Origin of the sequence: Pseudomonas sp. Irchel s3h9, from assembly GCF_900187475.1 — a bacterium.
Taxonomy (GTDB): Bacteria; Pseudomonadota; Gammaproteobacteria; order Pseudomonadales; family Pseudomonadaceae; genus Aquipseudomonas; species Aquipseudomonas neuropathica.
On sequence record NZ_FYDH01000011.1, the window covers coordinates 133,569 to 149,314 of the forward strand.

At 60.1% G+C, this 15,746-nt stretch carries 13 protein-coding genes; 11 read left to right on the top strand and 2 right to left on the bottom strand.

Translation table 11 applies throughout. The features are described from left to right. Positions 1 to 14: 14 nt before the first annotated feature. A complete protein-coding gene (gene gatC, locus CKW26_RS19340) occupies positions 15 to 302 on the bottom strand; it encodes an Asp-tRNA(Asn)/Glu-tRNA(Gln) amidotransferase subunit GatC (protein WP_007901429.1) in 288 nt (95 codons plus the stop codon). Positions 303 to 513: 211 nt separating this feature from the next. On the opposite strand from gatC, the gene mreB reads away from it, so the two are divergent. The 8 genes from mreB to tldD all read left to right on the top strand — a co-directional run bounded on the left by mreB (position 514) and on the right by tldD (position 11,694). Continuing rightward, complete coding sequence (mreB, locus tag CKW26_RS19345; RefSeq protein WP_002555108.1) at positions 514 to 1,551, top strand: rod shape-determining protein MreB; 1,038 nt, start codon at positions 514 to 516, stop codon at positions 1,549 to 1,551. A gap of 141 nt (positions 1,552 to 1,692) precedes the next feature. Beyond that, on the top strand, positions 1,693 to 2,805 hold the full coding sequence (mreC, locus tag CKW26_RS19350; RefSeq protein WP_095049746.1) for a rod shape-determining protein MreC: 1,113 nt from the start codon (positions 1,693 to 1,695) through the stop codon (positions 2,803 to 2,805). After that, on the top strand, positions 2,805 to 3,296 hold the full coding sequence (gene mreD / locus CKW26_RS19355) for a rod shape-determining protein MreD (RefSeq protein WP_034154468.1): 492 nt from the start codon (positions 2,805 to 2,807) through the stop codon (positions 3,294 to 3,296). Before mreC ends, mreD begins: the two co-directional genes overlap by 1 nt. 37 nt (positions 3,297 to 3,333) lie before the next feature. Next, on the top strand, positions 3,334 to 3,930 hold the full coding sequence (locus CKW26_RS19360; RefSeq protein ID WP_095049747.1) for a nucleoside triphosphate pyrophosphatase: 597 nt from the start codon (positions 3,334 to 3,336) through the stop codon (positions 3,928 to 3,930). A 58-nt stretch (positions 3,931 to 3,988) separates the two neighbouring features. Then, complete coding sequence (rng, locus tag CKW26_RS19365) at positions 3,989 to 5,446, top strand: ribonuclease G (protein ID WP_007915369.1); 1,458 nt, start codon at positions 3,989 to 3,991, stop codon at positions 5,444 to 5,446. Between the two features lie 75 nt (positions 5,447 to 5,521). Then, positions 5,522 to 9,328, top strand: coding sequence for a YhdP family protein (locus CKW26_RS19370; protein WP_095049748.1), 3,807 nt, complete (start codon positions 5,522 to 5,524; stop codon positions 9,326 to 9,328). Between the two features lie 58 nt (positions 9,329 to 9,386). Further along, positions 9,387 to 10,247: a carbon-nitrogen hydrolase family protein gene (locus CKW26_RS19375; protein WP_095049749.1), complete on the top strand. Its 861-nt coding sequence runs from the start codon at positions 9,387 to 9,389 to the stop codon at positions 10,245 to 10,247. 4 nt (positions 10,248 to 10,251) lie between these two features. Then, complete coding sequence (gene tldD, locus CKW26_RS19380) at positions 10,252 to 11,694, top strand: metalloprotease TldD (RefSeq protein ID WP_034154473.1); 1,443 nt, start codon at positions 10,252 to 10,254, stop codon at positions 11,692 to 11,694. Between the two features lie 51 nt (positions 11,695 to 11,745). Here the strand turns inward: tldD and yjgA are convergent, their stop codons facing one another. Next, positions 11,746 to 12,270: a ribosome biogenesis factor YjgA gene (gene yjgA / locus CKW26_RS19385; protein ID WP_007915377.1), complete on the bottom strand. Its 525-nt coding sequence runs from the start codon at positions 12,268 to 12,270 to the stop codon at positions 11,746 to 11,748. A gap of 108 nt (positions 12,271 to 12,378) precedes the next feature. Between yjgA and pmbA the strand changes: the two genes are divergently transcribed. The 3 genes from pmbA (at position 12,379) to CKW26_RS19400 (ending at position 15,741) form a co-directional block, all read left to right on the top strand. Continuing rightward, on the top strand, positions 12,379 to 13,725 hold the full coding sequence (gene pmbA / locus CKW26_RS19390; RefSeq protein ID WP_093435945.1) for a metalloprotease PmbA: 1,347 nt from the start codon (positions 12,379 to 12,381) through the stop codon (positions 13,723 to 13,725). A 251-nt stretch (positions 13,726 to 13,976) separates the two neighbouring features. Next, a complete protein-coding gene (locus CKW26_RS19395) occupies positions 13,977 to 14,384 on the top strand; it encodes a FagA protein (RefSeq protein WP_095049750.1) in 408 nt (135 codons plus the stop codon). Beyond that, positions 14,365 to 15,741, top strand: coding sequence for an aspartate ammonia-lyase (locus CKW26_RS19400; RefSeq protein ID WP_095049751.1), 1,377 nt, complete (start codon positions 14,365 to 14,367; stop codon positions 15,739 to 15,741). Before CKW26_RS19395 ends, CKW26_RS19400 begins: the two co-directional genes overlap by 20 nt. Positions 15,742 to 15,746: the final 5 nt, after the last annotated feature.

Genomic DNA, 15,746 nt, shown 5'->3' on the forward strand with positions numbered 1-15,746 from the left:
CAGGCTCTTTCCCTTTAGTCGATGACTTTCGGAACCAGATACAGGCCGTTTTCGACCGCTGGTGCGATGGATTGGTAGGCCTCGCGGTGATTGGTCTCGGTCACAACGTCGGCGCGCAGGCGCTGACTGGCTTCCAGCGGGTGGGCCAGAGGCTCGATTCCGTCGGTATTAACAGCCTGCATTTCGTCGACCAGACCGAGAATGCTGTTGAGGGCGGAAGTAATGTGTGGAAGATCGGCATCATTAAGGCCAAGGCAGGCCAGATGAGCGATTTTTTCCACGTCGGAGCGTTCTAGCGCCATCGGGATTCTCCTGTGGAAAACAGAACGGACGGCGTCCGTGTGTTAGATTGTCGGAACACTACCGCACTTCTACGGTCATAAGGCCGCGATTGTGGGGCTTGGTGCACAGAAAAGCGGCCAATTTAACATATTGGCGCCTTGCCCAAAATCCCTGTCGTTGTTAGAGTTTGCCGCACTTTTTTACCCACGCGTTGCCTAGGGTCCCTTTCCCATGTTCAAGAAACTGCGTGGCATGTTTTCCAGCGATCTTTCCATTGACCTGGGCACTGCCAACACCCTTATTTACGTGCGCGAGCGCGGTATCGTCCTGAATGAGCCATCGGTTGTGGCCATTCGGACACACGGTAACCAGAAAAGTGTCGTTGCTGTCGGCACCGAAGCCAAGCGCATGCTCGGCCGTACGCCGGGCAACATTGCGGCCATTCGTCCGATGAAAGACGGCGTGATCGCCGACTTCAGCGTCTGCGAAAAGATGCTGCAATACTTTATTAACAAGGTTCACGAAAACAGCTTTCTGCAGCCTAGCCCTCGTGTGCTGATCTGCGTTCCATGCAAATCCACCCAGGTTGAGCGTCGCGCCATCCGTGAATCGGCCCTCGGTGCCGGTGCCCGTGAAGTGTTCCTGATCGAAGAGCCAATGGCGGCTGCGATCGGTGCCGGCCTGCCGGTCGAAGAAGCGCGCGGCTCGATGGTCGTGGATATCGGTGGTGGTACCACTGAAATCGCGCTGATCTCCCTGAACGGTGTGGTGTATGCCGAATCCGTCCGCGTTGGCGGCGACCGCTTCGACGAGGCGATCATCACTTACGTGCGTCGTAACTACGGCAGCCTGATCGGTGAATCCACCGCTGAGCGCATCAAACAGGAAATCGGCACGGCCTACCCGGGCGGCGAAGTTCGCGAAGTCGACGTTCGCGGTCGCAACCTGGCCGAAGGCGTTCCACGCGCATTCACCCTGAACTCCAACGAAGTGCTGGAAGCTCTGCAAGAGTCCCTGGCAACCATCGTTCAGGCTGTGAAAAGTGCCCTGGAGCAATCGCCGCCGGAACTGGCTTCCGACATCGCCGAGCGTGGCCTGGTGCTGACCGGTGGTGGCGCGCTGCTGCGTGACCTCGACAAGTTGCTGGCCCAGGAAACCGGTCTGCCAGTGATCGTTGCCGAAGATCCGCTGACCTGTGTGGCTCGCGGCGGTGGCCGTGCATTGGAAATGATGGATAAGCACACCATGGACCTGCTCTCGAGCGAATAAGTCGCCGAGTGCAATACGTGGGTGAGCGCGCAGGCAGCACTTTGCAGTGCTGCCTGTTGGCGTTTATCTTCTGTCAGTCTTCATCCAGGCCGGTTTGATGCCGTATGAATAAACAGAACATTTGCTTGGGAGGAGCGGCTTATTAAACCGCTTTTCGCCAAGGGCCCTTCGTTGGGCGTGCGCCTGTTGGTGCTGGCCGTGCTATCGATCGCGCTGATGGTGGTCGATGCCCGCTTTGACCTGCTCAAGCCTGCGCGCAAGCAAGCGTCGCTGGTGCTGATGGATGCCTACTGGATCACCGACCTGCCGGGTCGCTTGTGGGAAGGTGTCGCCAGCCAGTTCGGCAGCCGCACCGAGCTTGTCGCCGAAAACGAAAAACTCAAAACCGAAAACCTGCTGCTGCAGGGGCGCATGCAAAAGCTTGCCGCCCTCACCGAGCAGAACGTTCGGTTGCGCGAGTTGCTCAATTCCTCTGCACTGGTCAACGAAAAGGTCGAAGTGGCCGAGTTGATCGGCATGGACCCCAACCCGTTCACCCATCGCATCATCATCAATAAAGGTGAGCGTGACGGTGTGGTGCTCGGTCAGCCGGTGCTCGATGCGCGCGGTCTGATGGGCCAGGTGGTCGAGTTGATGCCTTACACCTCGCGTGTCTTGCTGCTCACTGACAGCACACACAGCATTCCGGTACAGGTCAATCGCAACGGGCTGCGGGCCATTGCCAGCGGCACCGGCAACCCTGAGCGCCTGGAGTTGCGCCACGTCGCCGACACGGCCGATATCAAGGAAGGCGATCTGCTGGTCAGCTCCGGCCTTGGTCAGCGTTTCCCGGCAGGCTATCCGGTCGCGACGGTGAAGGAAGTGATCCACGATTCCGGTCAGCCGTTCGCCATCGTTCGCGCCGTACCGACCGCCGCGCTGAACCGCAGCCGCTACATGTTGCTGGTGTTCAGCGACAACCGCACCGCCGAAGAGCGTGCCAACGATGCGGCGCAAGCGCAGGAAAATCTTGATGCTTTTGGCGGCGGCCCGATTATTCCGGCCACTGTACCGAAAACCGTGACCCCGCCTGCCGCAGCCACTGCGACGCCCGCGACGCCTGCCGCACCGACCGCCGCCGCTAGCGCCACACCGGCCAAGCCCGCGGCAAGCAAACCGCCAGCGGCGGCCAAACCTCCAGCTGCCCAGCCGGCTGCGCGACCTGCGGCCAAACCGCCCGTCAATGCACCAGCGACAACCGGGAGACAAGAATAATGGTCGGGGCTACCGCATCGCGTAACGGCTGGATTGTCTGGCTGACGTTTGTTGTCGGCATACTCCTGAGCGTGTCGCCATTGCCGATTTTCATGGAGATCCTGCGCCCGCTTTGGCTGGCTTTGCTCCTGACATTCTGGGCTTTGTATATGCCGCACACGGTGGGCATGGTCACGGCGTTTTGCCTGGGCCTGGCCGAAGACGTGCTGCAGGGCGATCTGCTCGGTCAGAATGCGCTGATCCTGACCCTGATCACCTTCCTCGTATTGTCATTGCAACAACGCCTGCGGATGTTCCCGATGTGGCAGCAATGCCTGGTAATTCTGGTGATTTTCGGCCTCGCGCAACTGGTGCAATTGTGGCTCAGTGCCTTGACCGGTAACCGTCAACCAACCCTGGCGCTGGTACTTCCGGCGCTGGTCAGCGCCTTGCTCTGGCCTTGGGTCAGCTTTGCCCTACGCGGATTGCGCCGACGCTACAAAATCAATTGAGCCGGTGAAGTTGGGCACTGAACAGGGAGATGTTTTGATGAAGCCGCTTTACCTCGCCTCCGGATCGCCGCGTCGCCGTGAATTGCTCACGCAGATCGGCGTTCCGTTCTCCGCCATCAGTGCGGATATCGACGAAACCCCATCACCCGAAGAATTGCCCTCGGCCTATGTCGAACGCTTGGCGCGCGGCAAAGCCGAGGCCGGACGCCACACGGTCGTGTCCACTCAGCCATTCTGCGTGCTGGGTGCCGATACTGCCGTGGTGCTGGACGGCAAAATTCTGGGCAAACCGGTGGACGAAGCCGATGCATGCGCCATGCTGATGATGTTGTCCGGCAAGGAGCATGAAGTGCTGACCGCCATCGCCGTGCTTGAAGACGAGCGCTGCGAGTCGCGGGTGGTGCGCAGTCTGGTGCGGTTTCGCGCGATCAGCATTGAGGAAGCGGCCGCTTACTGGGCCAGTGGCGAGCCACGGGACAAGGCCGGTGGTTATGGCATTCAGGGACTCGGCGCGGTGTTTGTCGCGGGCCTCAATGGCAGTTACTCGGCGGTGGTCGGGTTGCCTGTTTGCGAAACCGCAGAACTGTTAGGCCATTTCGGCATACCCTGTTGGCAAAACCTGAACGCGCCATAAGCGTCGTACCCATCCAGATGCGGCCATTATCGTGAACATGCCTGAACGAGATCCTGCCATGAGTGAAGAGATTCTGATCAACATCACGCCGATGGAGTCGCGCGTGGCGGTGGTCGAAAACGGTGTGCTGCAAGAAGTCCACGTTGAGCGCACACAAAAGCGCGGGATTGTCGGCAACATCTATAAAGGCAAGATCGTCCGCGTGCTGCCGGGTATGCAGGCAGCGTTTGTCGACATCGGCCTGGACCGCGCGGCATTCATTCACGCCGCCGAAATCTCTCTACGTGAAGGTCCTGCGGTCGAAAGTATCAGCGCGCTGGTGCACGAAGGTCAAAGCCTGGTGGTGCAAGTCACCAAGGACCCGATCGGTTCCAAAGGCGCGCGCTTGACCACGCAGCTGTCGATACCTTCGCGTTATCTGGTGTACATGCCACGCACCGCCCACGTCGGCATCTCTTTGAAAATCGAAGACGAAGCCGAACGCGAACGCCTCAAGCAGGTGGTCAGTGATTGCGTGGCCAAGGAAGGCATCAAGGAGGCCGGTGGTTTCATTCTGCGCACCGCCGCCGAAGGCGCTGGCGCCGATGAAATCCTCATGGACATCCGTTACCTGCGACGTCTGTGGGATCAGATCAACGAACAGATCAAAACCATTGCCGCGCCAAGTGTGATTTACGAAGACCTCGGCTTGGCGCTGCGTACATTGCGCGATCTGGTTAACCCGAAAATCGAGAAGATTCGCATCGATTCCCGGGAAACCTTCCAGAAAACCACGCAGTTCGTCGCCGAACTGATGCCGGAAATCGCCGATCGTCTGGAACACTACCCGGGTGAACGACCGATTTTCGACCTCTATGGCGTCGAAGACGAAATCCAAAAAGCCCTCGAACGCAAGGTGCCGCTGAAATCCGGTGGCTATCTGGTGGTGGATCCGGCGGAAGCCATGACCACCATCGATGTGAACACCGGGGCTTTCGTCGGCCATCGCAACCTCGAAGAAACCATCTTCAAGACCAATCTCGAAGCGGCCACCGCGATTGCCCGGCAAATGCGCCTGCGCAACCTGGGCGGGATCATCATCATCGACTTCATCGACATGGAAGATGAAGAGCATCAACGCCAAGTGTTGCGCACGCTGGAAAAACAACTGGAACGAGATCACGCCAAGACCAACATCATCGGCATCACCGAATTGGGCCTGGTGCAGATGACGCGCAAGCGTACTCGGGAAAGTCTGGAGCAGGTGCTGTGCGAACCGTGCAGCAGCTGTCAGGGGCGCGGCAAACTGAAGACTGCAGAAACCATCTGTTACGAGATTTTCCGCGAGATTCTCCGCGAGGCCCGGGCCTATCAGGCTGAGGGTTATCGTGTGTTGGCGAACCAGAAAGTGGTGGATCGCTTGCTTGACGAAGAATCCGGTAACGTCGCCGAGCTTGAAGGGTTTATCGGTCGCACCATACGCTTCCAGGTGGAAACCATGTATTCCCAGGAACAATATGACGTGGTGCTGCTCTGATCCCCTGCGTCACTTTTATTCCACCGCGGCTGGCCTCAGCTTTTCGCAGTATTTTTGCCATGGGAGCCAACTGACATGGAGCGTCTGACACGCATTTTGGCCACATTCACCCGCTGGGGGCTGGGCCTGTGCGCGTTGGTTCTGGTGTTGATGGCGTTGTACGTCAGTCTCGGTCGTGAGCTGACCCCGTTGGTGGCCGAATATCGCGCCGACATCGAAGACAAGGCCAGTGCCGCCCTCGGCATGCCGTTGCAGATCGGCGAACTTGAAGGCAACTGGAGCGGTTTTGCGCCGATCCTGCTGGCCCATGATGTGATGGTCGGCGCTGGCGCCAATGCGTTGCGTCTGGATCGGGTACGGGCGGTACCGGATCTGTGGGCCAGCCTGCTGGCGCGCGAAGTGCGCATTGCCCACCTTGAACTCAACGGCCTGAAAATCAGCCTCAAGGAAGCCGAGGACGGCAGTTGGGCGCTGGAAGGCTTGCCGGTGCAGAACGATCAACCGCTCGACCCGCAGCAACTGTTCAATCGCTCGCAAATGATTCAGCAACTGTCGGTGCTCGACAGTCAGGTGACCCTGCAACCGCTGGATCACGCGCCGCTGACCCTAACTTATGTCGGCCTTAATCTGAAAACCGGCGCCAGCCGTCAACGGCTCGATGCGCGTTTGACCTTGCCGGATGGCCAGCCCGTTGCACTGAGCCTGCGCACGCGGATTCGCCCCGAGCAATTGAAGGACAGTGTGGTGGACGGTTACGCCAGCCTGCCGCAAAGCGACTGGTCGAAATGGCTGCCAGAGCGTCTTACCCAACAATGGAATTTTTCCGAGATCAAGGCCGGCGGCGAACTCTGGGTCAATTGGGCCAAAGGCACGCTGCAGAGTGCTGCGTTACGCTTGAATGCTCCGCAACTGACCGGCGCCTATGCCGATCGCAAGCCGATCCAGATCAATAATCTGGCGCTTAACGCCTACTACGAGAACAGTGCCGAGGGCGCGACCGTTACCCTCGATGCACTGGCGATGAGTTTCGGCGAAAGCCGTTGGGAGTCGCATGTACAACTGAAGCAGACGCGCGCGACCGACAAGGTGGACGAGCTCTGGCACTTGCAAGCGGATCGTCTCGATCTGACTCCGATCACCCCGTTGCTCAATGCGTTGGGGCCGTTGCCGCAAGGTTTCGCTACGGCTGTCGATCATCTGAAAGTCACCGGTGGCCTGCGTAACGTGCTGCTGGATTTCCGCCCCAATGCCACCGATGGCAATAAGTTCAGTTTCGCCACCAATCTGGACAATGTCGGTTTCGACGCCTATCACGGCGCTCCGGCGGCTCGAAACGTCAGCGGTAGCCTCAGCGGCAACCTCGACGGTGGCGAGTTGCGCATGGACAGCAAGGATTTTGTCCTGCACCTCGACCCGATTTTCGCTAAGCCATGGCAGTACATTCAGGCCAATGCACGCCTGACCTGGAAGCTCGACAAAGACGGCTTCACCCTGATCGCTCCGTACCTGAAGGTGCTTGGCGAGGAGGGCAAGATTGCCGGCGATTTCCTGATACGCCTGCATTTCGACCATAGCCAGGAAGACTACATGGACCTGCGGGTCGGTCTGGTCGATGGCGACGGTCGTTATACCGCCAAATATCTCCCCGAAGTGCTTAGTCCAGCACTCGACGAGTGGCTGCGTACGGCCATCCTCAAAGGAGCGGTCGACCAGGGTTTCTTCCAGTATCAGGGCTCGCTGAGCAAAAATGCCGGGGAGGCCGACCGCAGCATCAGCCTGTTCTTTAAGGTGCACGACGCTGAACTGGCCTTCCAGCCAGGCTGGCCGCACGTGAGCAAGGTCAGTGGCGACGTGTTCATCGAAGACAGTGGCGTGCGGATCTGGGCTGACAAGGGCCAGTTGCTCGACACTCAGGTCAGCGATGTCTTCGTCAATATTCCCCACGTACCGGCCGGGCAACACACGCACATGTATCTCGATGGCGGCTTTGCCGGCGGCCTCGGTGATGGCCTGAAAATTCTGCAGGACGCACCGATCGGCACCGGTGAAACTTTTGCCGGTTGGGAAGGGGCCGGGGATCTGCAAGGCAAGCTCAAGCTCGATATCCCGCTGGACAAGGGTGGCGACCAGCCGAAAATCCTTGTCGACTTCAAAACCGCCAATTCGCGCCTGAAACTCGCCGAGCCAAAGCTGGAGCTGACTCAACTCAAAGGCGATTTCCGCTTCGACAGCGCCAAAGGACTCAGCGGGCAGAACATCGCCGCGCGCGCCTTCGACAAACCGGTCACGGCGCAGATTTTCGCCGATGGCAGCCCTGGCAAACTCAGGACTCGGGTGGCGGCATCCGGGCAGGTTGAGGTCAAGAAACTCACCGACTGGCTGGGCGTGACACAACCACTGCCGGTCTTCGGAACCATTCCTTATCAGTTGCAATTGAATCTGGACGGCGCCGACAGCCAGTTGATGGTCAGCTCCAGCATGAAGGGTGTGGCGGTGGATCTGCCGGCACCGTTCGGTATGGCGGCAGATGTCGGACGCGATACCGTGTTCCGCATGACCTTGCAGGGGCAGGAGCGGCGTTATTGGTTCAACTACGACCAACTGGCCAATTTCACCTTCGCGGCACCGCCGAGCAATTTTGCCGAGGGCCGGGGCGAATTGTTCCTCGGTGCCGGCGAAGCGGTGCTGCCGGGCGCCAAAGGCTTGCGGATTCGCGGCGTGCTCTCGGAACTGGACGTCGCGCCGTGGCAGGATCTGGTGAACAAATACGCCGGGCAGGATCCGGGCGGCAGCGCCAAGCAATTGCTCAACAGTGCTGATTTCAAGGTCGGTAAGCTCACGGCATTCGGGACCACGCTGGATCAGGCGTCGGTTCAGGTCAATCGCAAGCCGGGCGCGTGGAATCTGTCCCTCGATAGCCAGCAGGCCAAAGGCTCGGCGAACCTGCCGGATGCCAAAGCCGTGCCGATTGCGGTCAATCTGCAATACGTGAAGCTGCCGGCGCCGGACCCGACGGTGCAGGCTGACGAGAATTCGCCGGACCCTTTGGTTTCGGTGGATCCGACGAAGATTCCGGCGCTAGATATCACGATCAATCAACTGTTTCTGGGGCCGGATCTGGTCGGTGGCTGGTCTTTGAAAGTGCGACCAACCGCCAAGGGCATCGCCCTGAATAATCTCGACATGGGCCTCAAAGGCATCCTGTTGCAGGGCAATGGCGGCTGGGAAGGTGCGCCCGGGGCGACCAATAGCTGGTTCAAGGGCCGGATTGGCGGCAAGAACCTCGCCGATGTGCTCAAGGGCTGGGGCTTTGCGCCGAGCGTGACCAGCGAAGAATTTCATATGGACGTCGACGGCCGTTGGCCGGGCTCGCCGGCCTGGCTGGCGACCAAGCGCTTCTCCGGCACGCTCGATGCGTCGTTGAACAAAGGTCAGTTTGTTGAAGTAGAGGGCGGCGCGCAGGCGTTGCGAGTATTTGGCCTGCTTAACTTCAACTCCATCGGCCGGCGTCTGCGTCTGGACTTCTCCGATCTGTTCGGCAAAGGCTTGAGCTACGACCGGGTCAAAGGCCTGTTAGTGGCGAACAATGGTGTGTATGTCACCCGTGAGCCGATTCGCCTGACCGGTCCTTCGAGCAACCTTGAGCTGGACGGTACGCTGGACCTGGTCGGCGACAAGGTCGATGCCAAGTTGCTGGTGACCTTGCCGGTGACCAACAACCTGCCGATTGCCGCGTTGATCGTTGGCGCACCGGCGGTCGGCGGCGCGTTGTTCCTGATCGACAAACTGATCGGTGACCGTGTGGCGCGCTTTGCCAGTGTGAAATACACCGTCAAAGGCCCATGGAAAGAGCCGAAAATCACCTTCGACAAGCCTTTTTGAACAGCCAGCCACTGAACCGATGGAGTAGCATGGCCGCATATCTCTTGCGGAGTTCGCCATGTCTTTAGCGGTGATTCAAATGGTCAGCCAGAGCGACGTGCTGGCCAATCTGGCTCAGGCCCGGCGCCTGCTCGAACAGGCAGCGGCCGGTGGCGCGAAGCTGGCGGTGCTGCCGGAAAACTTCGCCGCCATGGGCCGTCGCGACGTCGCTGACATCGGCCGTGCCGAAGCATTGGGCGAAGGACCGATCCTGCCGTGGTTGAAACAGACCGCCCGCGACCTCAAGTTATGGATAGTGGCCGGTACTTTGCCCTTGCCTCCAGTGGATCAGCCGACGGCCAAAGCCAATGCCTGCTCGCTGCTGGTCGATGAACAGGGCGAAGTCGTTGCACGCTATGACAAGTTGCATCTGTTCGATGTCGATGTGGCGGACAATCGCGGCCGTTATCGCGAATCCGATGACTATGCTTATGGCAGTGGCGTTGTCGTTGCCGATACGCCCGTGGGGCGAGTCGGTCTGACCGTGTGTTATGACTTGCGCTTTCCCGAGCTGTACAGCGAATTACGTGCCGCCGGTGCAGAGTTGATTACCGCACCGTCAGCTTTTACTGCGGTGACCGGCGCAGCGCATTGGGATGTGCTGATTCGCGCACGCGCCATCGAGACACAGTGTTATGTGCTTGCCGCAGCACAAGGCGGAACCCATCCGGGACCGCGAGAAACCTTTGGCCATGCGGCGATTATCGATCCGTGGGGCCGTGTGCTGGCGAGTCAGGATCAAGGCGAAGCGGTGTTGTTGGCCGAGCGCGATAGCAATGAACAAGCGTCCATCAGGGCGCGAATGCCGGTGACGCGTCATCGGCGGTTTTTCTCGCAGGGCGCACAGCGGCCTGCCTCAGAACACGAATTTAAGGCGTAAACCTATGAGCGAGTTGTTGTCCTCAGTCAGTGATCACCTGTTGGCGCCCGGCGGCGTGACGATCGAGAGTCTGCAAGGCGTGCTCGGCGATCTGGCCGGCCCCGGCATCGATGCGGCGGATCTGTATTTCCAAGGGCAGATTTCCGAGTCCTGGGCGCTGGAAGACGGCATCGTCAAGGAAGGCAGCTTCAACCTTGATCAGGGTGTCGGCGTACGCGCGCAGTCCGGTGAGAAAACCGGTTTCGCCTACAGCAACGCGATCACCCTCGAAGCCCTCGGCGCAGCCGCCCGCGCGGCGCGGTCGATCTCCCGGGCCGGGCAGAACGGCACAGTCCAGGCGTTTACCACTCAAGATGTTGCACAGTTATACGCGCCGGATAACCCGCTGGAAGTATTGAGCCGCGCCGAGAAAGTCGAGCTGCTCAAGCGCATCGATGTCGCCACCCGCGCGCTCGACCCGCGTATCCAGCAGGTCAGTGTGAGCATGGCAGGGGTCTGGGAGCGGATTCTGGTGGCCTCCACCGACGGCGGGCTGGCGGCGGATGTACGGCCGCTGGTGCGATTCAATGTCAGCGTGATCGTTGAGCAGAATGGCCGTCGCGAGCGTGGCGGGCATGGCGGCGGCGGGCGTACCGATTACCGTTATTTCCTTGCCGAAGACCGCGCCATGGGCTATGCCCGTGAAGCGTTGCGCCAGGCGCTGGTGAATCTGGAAGCGATTCCGGCGCCGGCCGGTACGTTGCCGGTGGTGTTGGGTTCGGGCTGGTCTGGCGTGCTGTTGCACGAAGCGGTCGGCCACGGTCTGGAAGGCGATTTCAACCGCAAGGGCAGCTCGGCGTACAGCGGTCGCATGGGTGAAATGGTTGCGTCGAAACTCTGCACCATCGTCGATGACGGCACCTTGAGCGGCCGTCGCGGTTCGCTGAGCGTTGACGACGAGGGCACGCCGACCGAGTGCACCACGCTGATCGAAAATGGCGTACTCAAAGGCTACATGCAGGACAAACTCAACGCGCGCCTGATGGGCGTGGCTCGCACCGGCAACGGGCGCCGGGAGTCCTATGCGCATCTGCCGATGCCGCGAATGACCAACACCTACATGCTCGGCGGCGAAAGCGATCCGGCGGAAATCATTGCTTCGGTGAAGAAGGGCATTTACTGCGCCAACCTCGGCGGTGGTCAGGTCGACATCACCAGCGGCAAGTTCGTGTTCTCCACCAGTGAGGCGTATCTGATCGAAGACGGCAAGATCACTGCGCCGGTCAAAGGCGCGACGTTGATCGGCAACGGCCCCGAGGCGATGAGCCGGGTGTCGATGGTCGGTAACGATCTGGCGCTGGACAGCGGCGTAGGCACGTGCGGCAAGGATGGGCAATCGGTGCCGGTAGGCGTCGGTCAGCCGACGTTGAAAATCGATGCGATCACCGTGGGTGGCACGGGCGCATAAGAATAGGTGGAGCTTCGGGTGGCGCGCAGGGCGGCCACCCGGTGGCGAATATCAACGCAGACCGCGTTGAGTTTCGTCCAGCTCACGGATGTACTTGAAGATCTTGCGGCTGGAAGCAGGAGGTTTGTTTTGCGCAACCTCATGCTGAGCCTGACGGATCAGGGAACGCAGTTGCTGGCGATCGGCGTCCGGATACTCGACGACGAATTTTTCCAGCACGGCATCGTCGCCCGCGATCAGGCGATCACGCCAGCGTTCGAGATTGTGGAAACGCTCGTTGTACTGGCGAGTGGAGGCATCAAGTTGATCGAGCAAGGTCAGAATCGCGTCAGTGTCCTGATCGCGCATCAGTTTGCCGATGAACTGCAGGTGCCGTTTACGCGCGATGTTCGCGGTGTGCTTGGGCGCATCGGCCAAAGCCCGGCGCATGGCGTCGGTCAGCGGCAGTTTTGCGATCAAGTCTGGCTTGAGTGTTGTCAGGCGCTCGCCGAGGTCAACCAGAGCATGCAGCTCGCGTTTGACCTGAGATTTGCTTTTTTCTCCCGTATCGAGGGAGTCGTCGTAAGAATCAACCATGGTGGCAGTCCGCAAAGAAACGCCGCCATGATAACCAGTCGGGGGCCGCTTGTCCGGCCCGGTCGCTCGATGACCCCAGCCGAAAGCAGAATTTGAGTGGAGATGAGCATGAGTGCAGTTCAAAGCGTCGGCCCGCAGGCATTGCCGGCACTGCAGGAACAAGTCGAGCAGATCATCGCCGAAGCCAAGCGTCAGGGCGCCAGTGCCTGTGAAGTCGCGGTGTCGCTGGAGCAGGGACTGTCGACGTCGGTGCGTCAGCGCGAAGTCGAAACGGTCGAATTCAACCGCGATCAGGGTTTTGGCATCACGTTGTATGTGGGCCAGCGCAAGGGCTCGGCCAGCACGTCCGCCACCGGGCCTGACGCGATTCGCGAAACCGTCGCTGCCGCACTGGCAATCGCCAAACACACTTCCGAAGACGAAGCCTCGGGCCTGGCTGATGCGGCGTTGATGGCCAAGGAACAACACGATTTTGACCTGTTCCACGAGTGGGACATCACCCCGGAGCAGGCCATCGAGAAGGCCTTGCTCTGTGAAGCGGCGGCATTCGACGCCGATGCGCGGATCAAGAACGCCGACGGCACCACGCTCAGCACTCATCAGGGCTGCCGCGTGTACGGCAACAGCCACGGATTCATTGGTGGCTACGCATCGACGCGGCACAGCCTGAGTTGCGTGATGATTGCCGAGGCCGATGGCCAGATGCAGCGCGATTACTGGTATGACGTAAACCGTCAGGGCACTTTGCTCGCGGATCCGGTAAGCATCGGCCAGCGTGCTGCGCAACGGGCGGCGAGCCGTCTGGGCGCGCGTCCGGTGCCGACTTGCGAAGTGCCGGTGCTGTTTTCCGCAGAACTGGCGGGTGGTCTGTTTGGTAGTTTCCTCTCGGCGGTGTCCGGTGGCAGCCTGTATCGCAAGTCGTCCTTCCTTGAAGGCACTCTGGGGCAGAAGCTGTTCCCGGAATGGCTGACCATCGATGAGCGTCCGCACCTGATGCGCGCGATGGGCAGTGCTTCCTACGACGGTGATGGTCTGGCGACGTATGCCAAACCGTTCGTCGAAAAGGGCGAGTTGGTGTCGTACATCCTCGGCACGTACTCCGGACGTAAACTCGGTATGCCGAGCACGGCCAACGCAGGCGGCGTACACAACCTGTTCGTCACCCATGGCGATGAAGACCAGGCTGCACTGTTGAAGCGCATGGGTCGTGGCTTGCTGGTCACTGAATTGATGGGCCATGGCTTGAACATGGTCACCGGCGACTATTCGCGCGGGGCGGCGGGTTTCTGGGTCGAGAACGGTGAAATTCAGTTCGCCGTGCAGGAAGTGACCATCGCCGGCAATATGCGCGATATGTTCAAGCAGATCGTCGCGGTCGGTAATGATCTGGAGCTGCGCAGCAACATTCGCACCGGTTCGGTGTTGATCGAGCGGATGACCGTCGCGGGCAGCTAAACCCCGGCCGTCACACACAAAAGGCGCGCCACCTCATCGGGTGGCGCGCCTTTTTTATTGGCTCCATACAAAACCAATGTGGGAGCGAGCCTGCTCGCGAAAGCGATTTCACGGCCGACCGCAGTGGTGACCGGCACGACGCCTTCGCGAGCAGGCTCGCTCCCACAATGAGATCTGCATAGTTCGGCGCTCTTGTTTTGGTTCTCATTATCATCTAATAATAAATCTCATTATCGGATGAGCCCCGGATCATGAGTTCTGCCTTGCACGAGCAGCCGTACCTCGAAAGCTGGCGCTGGATGAGTCGCCAGATCCGTTGCGCGATGGATCCCGACGAACCGCGCCTGATCGAACACTATCTGGCCGAGGGTCGGTATCTGGCCTGTTGTACGGCGACTTCTCCCTGGACCATCGCTGAAACTTCCTTCCGTCTGCTGCTCGACACGGCCACCGATATCGCCTTGCCGTGGCACTGGCGCAGCTTCTGTCTCGATCAAGCTTGGCGTCCGCTGCGTGAAATGGAGCGCCTGTCCCTGTGCAAATGCCGGCTCCAACGTTGGCAACGCTACACCTGGCAGCTCGCCACCTGCGAACTGCTGCCCTCGATTCCTCTTATTGAACTGGTGCAAGGATTTTCAGATGACCAAGACACGTATTGAGCGCGACAGCATGGGCGAACTGCAGGTGCCGGTGGACGCTCTCTACGGCGCGCAAACCCAGCGCGCGGTGGATAACTTCCCGATTAGCGGCAAACCGATGCCGACGCAATTCATCCGCGCGCTGATCCTCGCTAAAGCCGCCGCCGCCCGCGCCAACGTTGAACTCAACCAGATCAGCGCCGCCCAGGGCAAAGCCATCAGCGACGCCGCGCAAGGTCTGCTCGAAGGCGACTTCATGCAGCATTTCCCGGTGGACATCTTCCAGACCGGTTCCGGCACCAGTTCCAACATGAACGCCAACGAAGTGATCGCCACCCTGGCCAGCCGTCTGCTCGGCGAGCCGGTCAACGCCAACGATCACGTCAACTGCGGGCAAAGCAGCAACGACATCATCCCGACCACCATCCACGTCAGTGCTGCGCTGGCCCTGCACGAACAACTGCTGCCGGCGCTGCTGCACCTGGTGCAAGTGATCGAGCAAAAAGCTGCGCAAGTGCATCACCACGTCAAAACCGGTCGCACGCATTTGATGGACGCGATGCCGGTGCGCATGAGCCAGGTACTGAACGGTTGGGCGCAGCAGCTCAAGGCCAACATCAGTCATCTGCAGGATTTGCTGCCAAGCCTGCAATCCCTAGCGCAGGGCGGCACGGCGGTCGGCACCGGGATCAACGCGCATCCTGAATTCGCCGCACGTTTCAGCCGCCAGTTGAGTCAATTGACCGACGTGGAATTCACCCCGGGCAAGGATCTGTTCGCGCTGATCGGCTCGCAGGACACCGCCGTCGCCGTCTCCGGCCAGCTCAAGGCCACTGCGGTGTCGCTGATGAAAATCGCCAACGACCTGCGCTGGATGAACTCCGGCCCGCTCGCCGGCCTCGGCGAAATCGAACTGGAAGCCCTGCAACCGGGTTCGTCGATCATGCCGGGCAAGGTCAATCCGGTGATCCCGGAAGCCACCGCCATGGTCGCCGCGCAAGTGATCGGCAACGACTCGGTGATTACCATCGCCGGTCAGTCGGGCAATTTCGAACTGAATGTGATGCTGCCGATCATCGCGCAGAACCTACTGAGCAGCATCGAGCTGCTGGCCAATTCCAGCCGCTTGCTCGGCGACAAAGCCATCGCCAGCTTCAAGGTGAACGAGTCGCGCCTTAAAGAAGCGTTGTCGCGCAACCCGATTCTGGTGACCGCGCTCAACCCGATCATCGGTTACCAGAAAGCCGCCGAAATCGCCAAGCAGGCCTACAAGGAAGGCCGTGCGGTGATCGACGTCGCCCTGGAACACACCGACCTGTCGCGCAGCCAACTGGAAGAGTTGCTCAACCCAGAGAAACTCACCGCCGGCGGCGTGTAAACCCC

Excerpts from the sequence above, each read along its gene's own strand:
- gatC (WP_007901429.1), bottom strand. The coding sequence starts at position 302 with ATGGCGCTAGAACGCTCCGACGTGGAAAAAATCGCTCATCTGGCCTGC.
- mreB (WP_002555108.1), top strand. The coding sequence starts at position 514 with ATGTTCAAGAAACTGCGTGGCATGTTTTCCAGCGATCTTTCCATTGAC.
- mreD (WP_034154468.1), top strand. The coding sequence starts at position 2,805 with ATGGTCGGGGCTACCGCATCGCGTAACGGCTGGATTGTCTGGCTGACG.
- CKW26_RS19360 (WP_095049747.1), top strand. The coding sequence starts at position 3,334 with ATGAAGCCGCTTTACCTCGCCTCCGGATCGCCGCGTCGCCGTGAATTG.
- rng (WP_007915369.1), top strand. The coding sequence starts at position 3,989 with ATGAGTGAAGAGATTCTGATCAACATCACGCCGATGGAGTCGCGCGTG.
- CKW26_RS19370 (WP_095049748.1), top strand. The coding sequence starts at position 5,522 with ATGGAGCGTCTGACACGCATTTTGGCCACATTCACCCGCTGGGGGCTG.
- CKW26_RS19375 (WP_095049749.1), top strand. The coding sequence starts at position 9,387 with ATGTCTTTAGCGGTGATTCAAATGGTCAGCCAGAGCGACGTGCTGGCC.
- tldD (WP_034154473.1), top strand. The coding sequence starts at position 10,252 with ATGAGCGAGTTGTTGTCCTCAGTCAGTGATCACCTGTTGGCGCCCGGC.
- yjgA (WP_007915377.1), bottom strand. The coding sequence starts at position 12,270 with ATGGTTGATTCTTACGACGACTCCCTCGATACGGGAGAAAAAAGCAAA.
- pmbA (WP_093435945.1), top strand. The coding sequence starts at position 12,379 with ATGAGTGCAGTTCAAAGCGTCGGCCCGCAGGCATTGCCGGCACTGCAG.
- CKW26_RS19395 (WP_095049750.1), top strand. The coding sequence starts at position 13,977 with ATGAGTTCTGCCTTGCACGAGCAGCCGTACCTCGAAAGCTGGCGCTGG.
- CKW26_RS19400 (WP_095049751.1), top strand. The coding sequence starts at position 14,365 with ATGACCAAGACACGTATTGAGCGCGACAGCATGGGCGAACTGCAGGTG.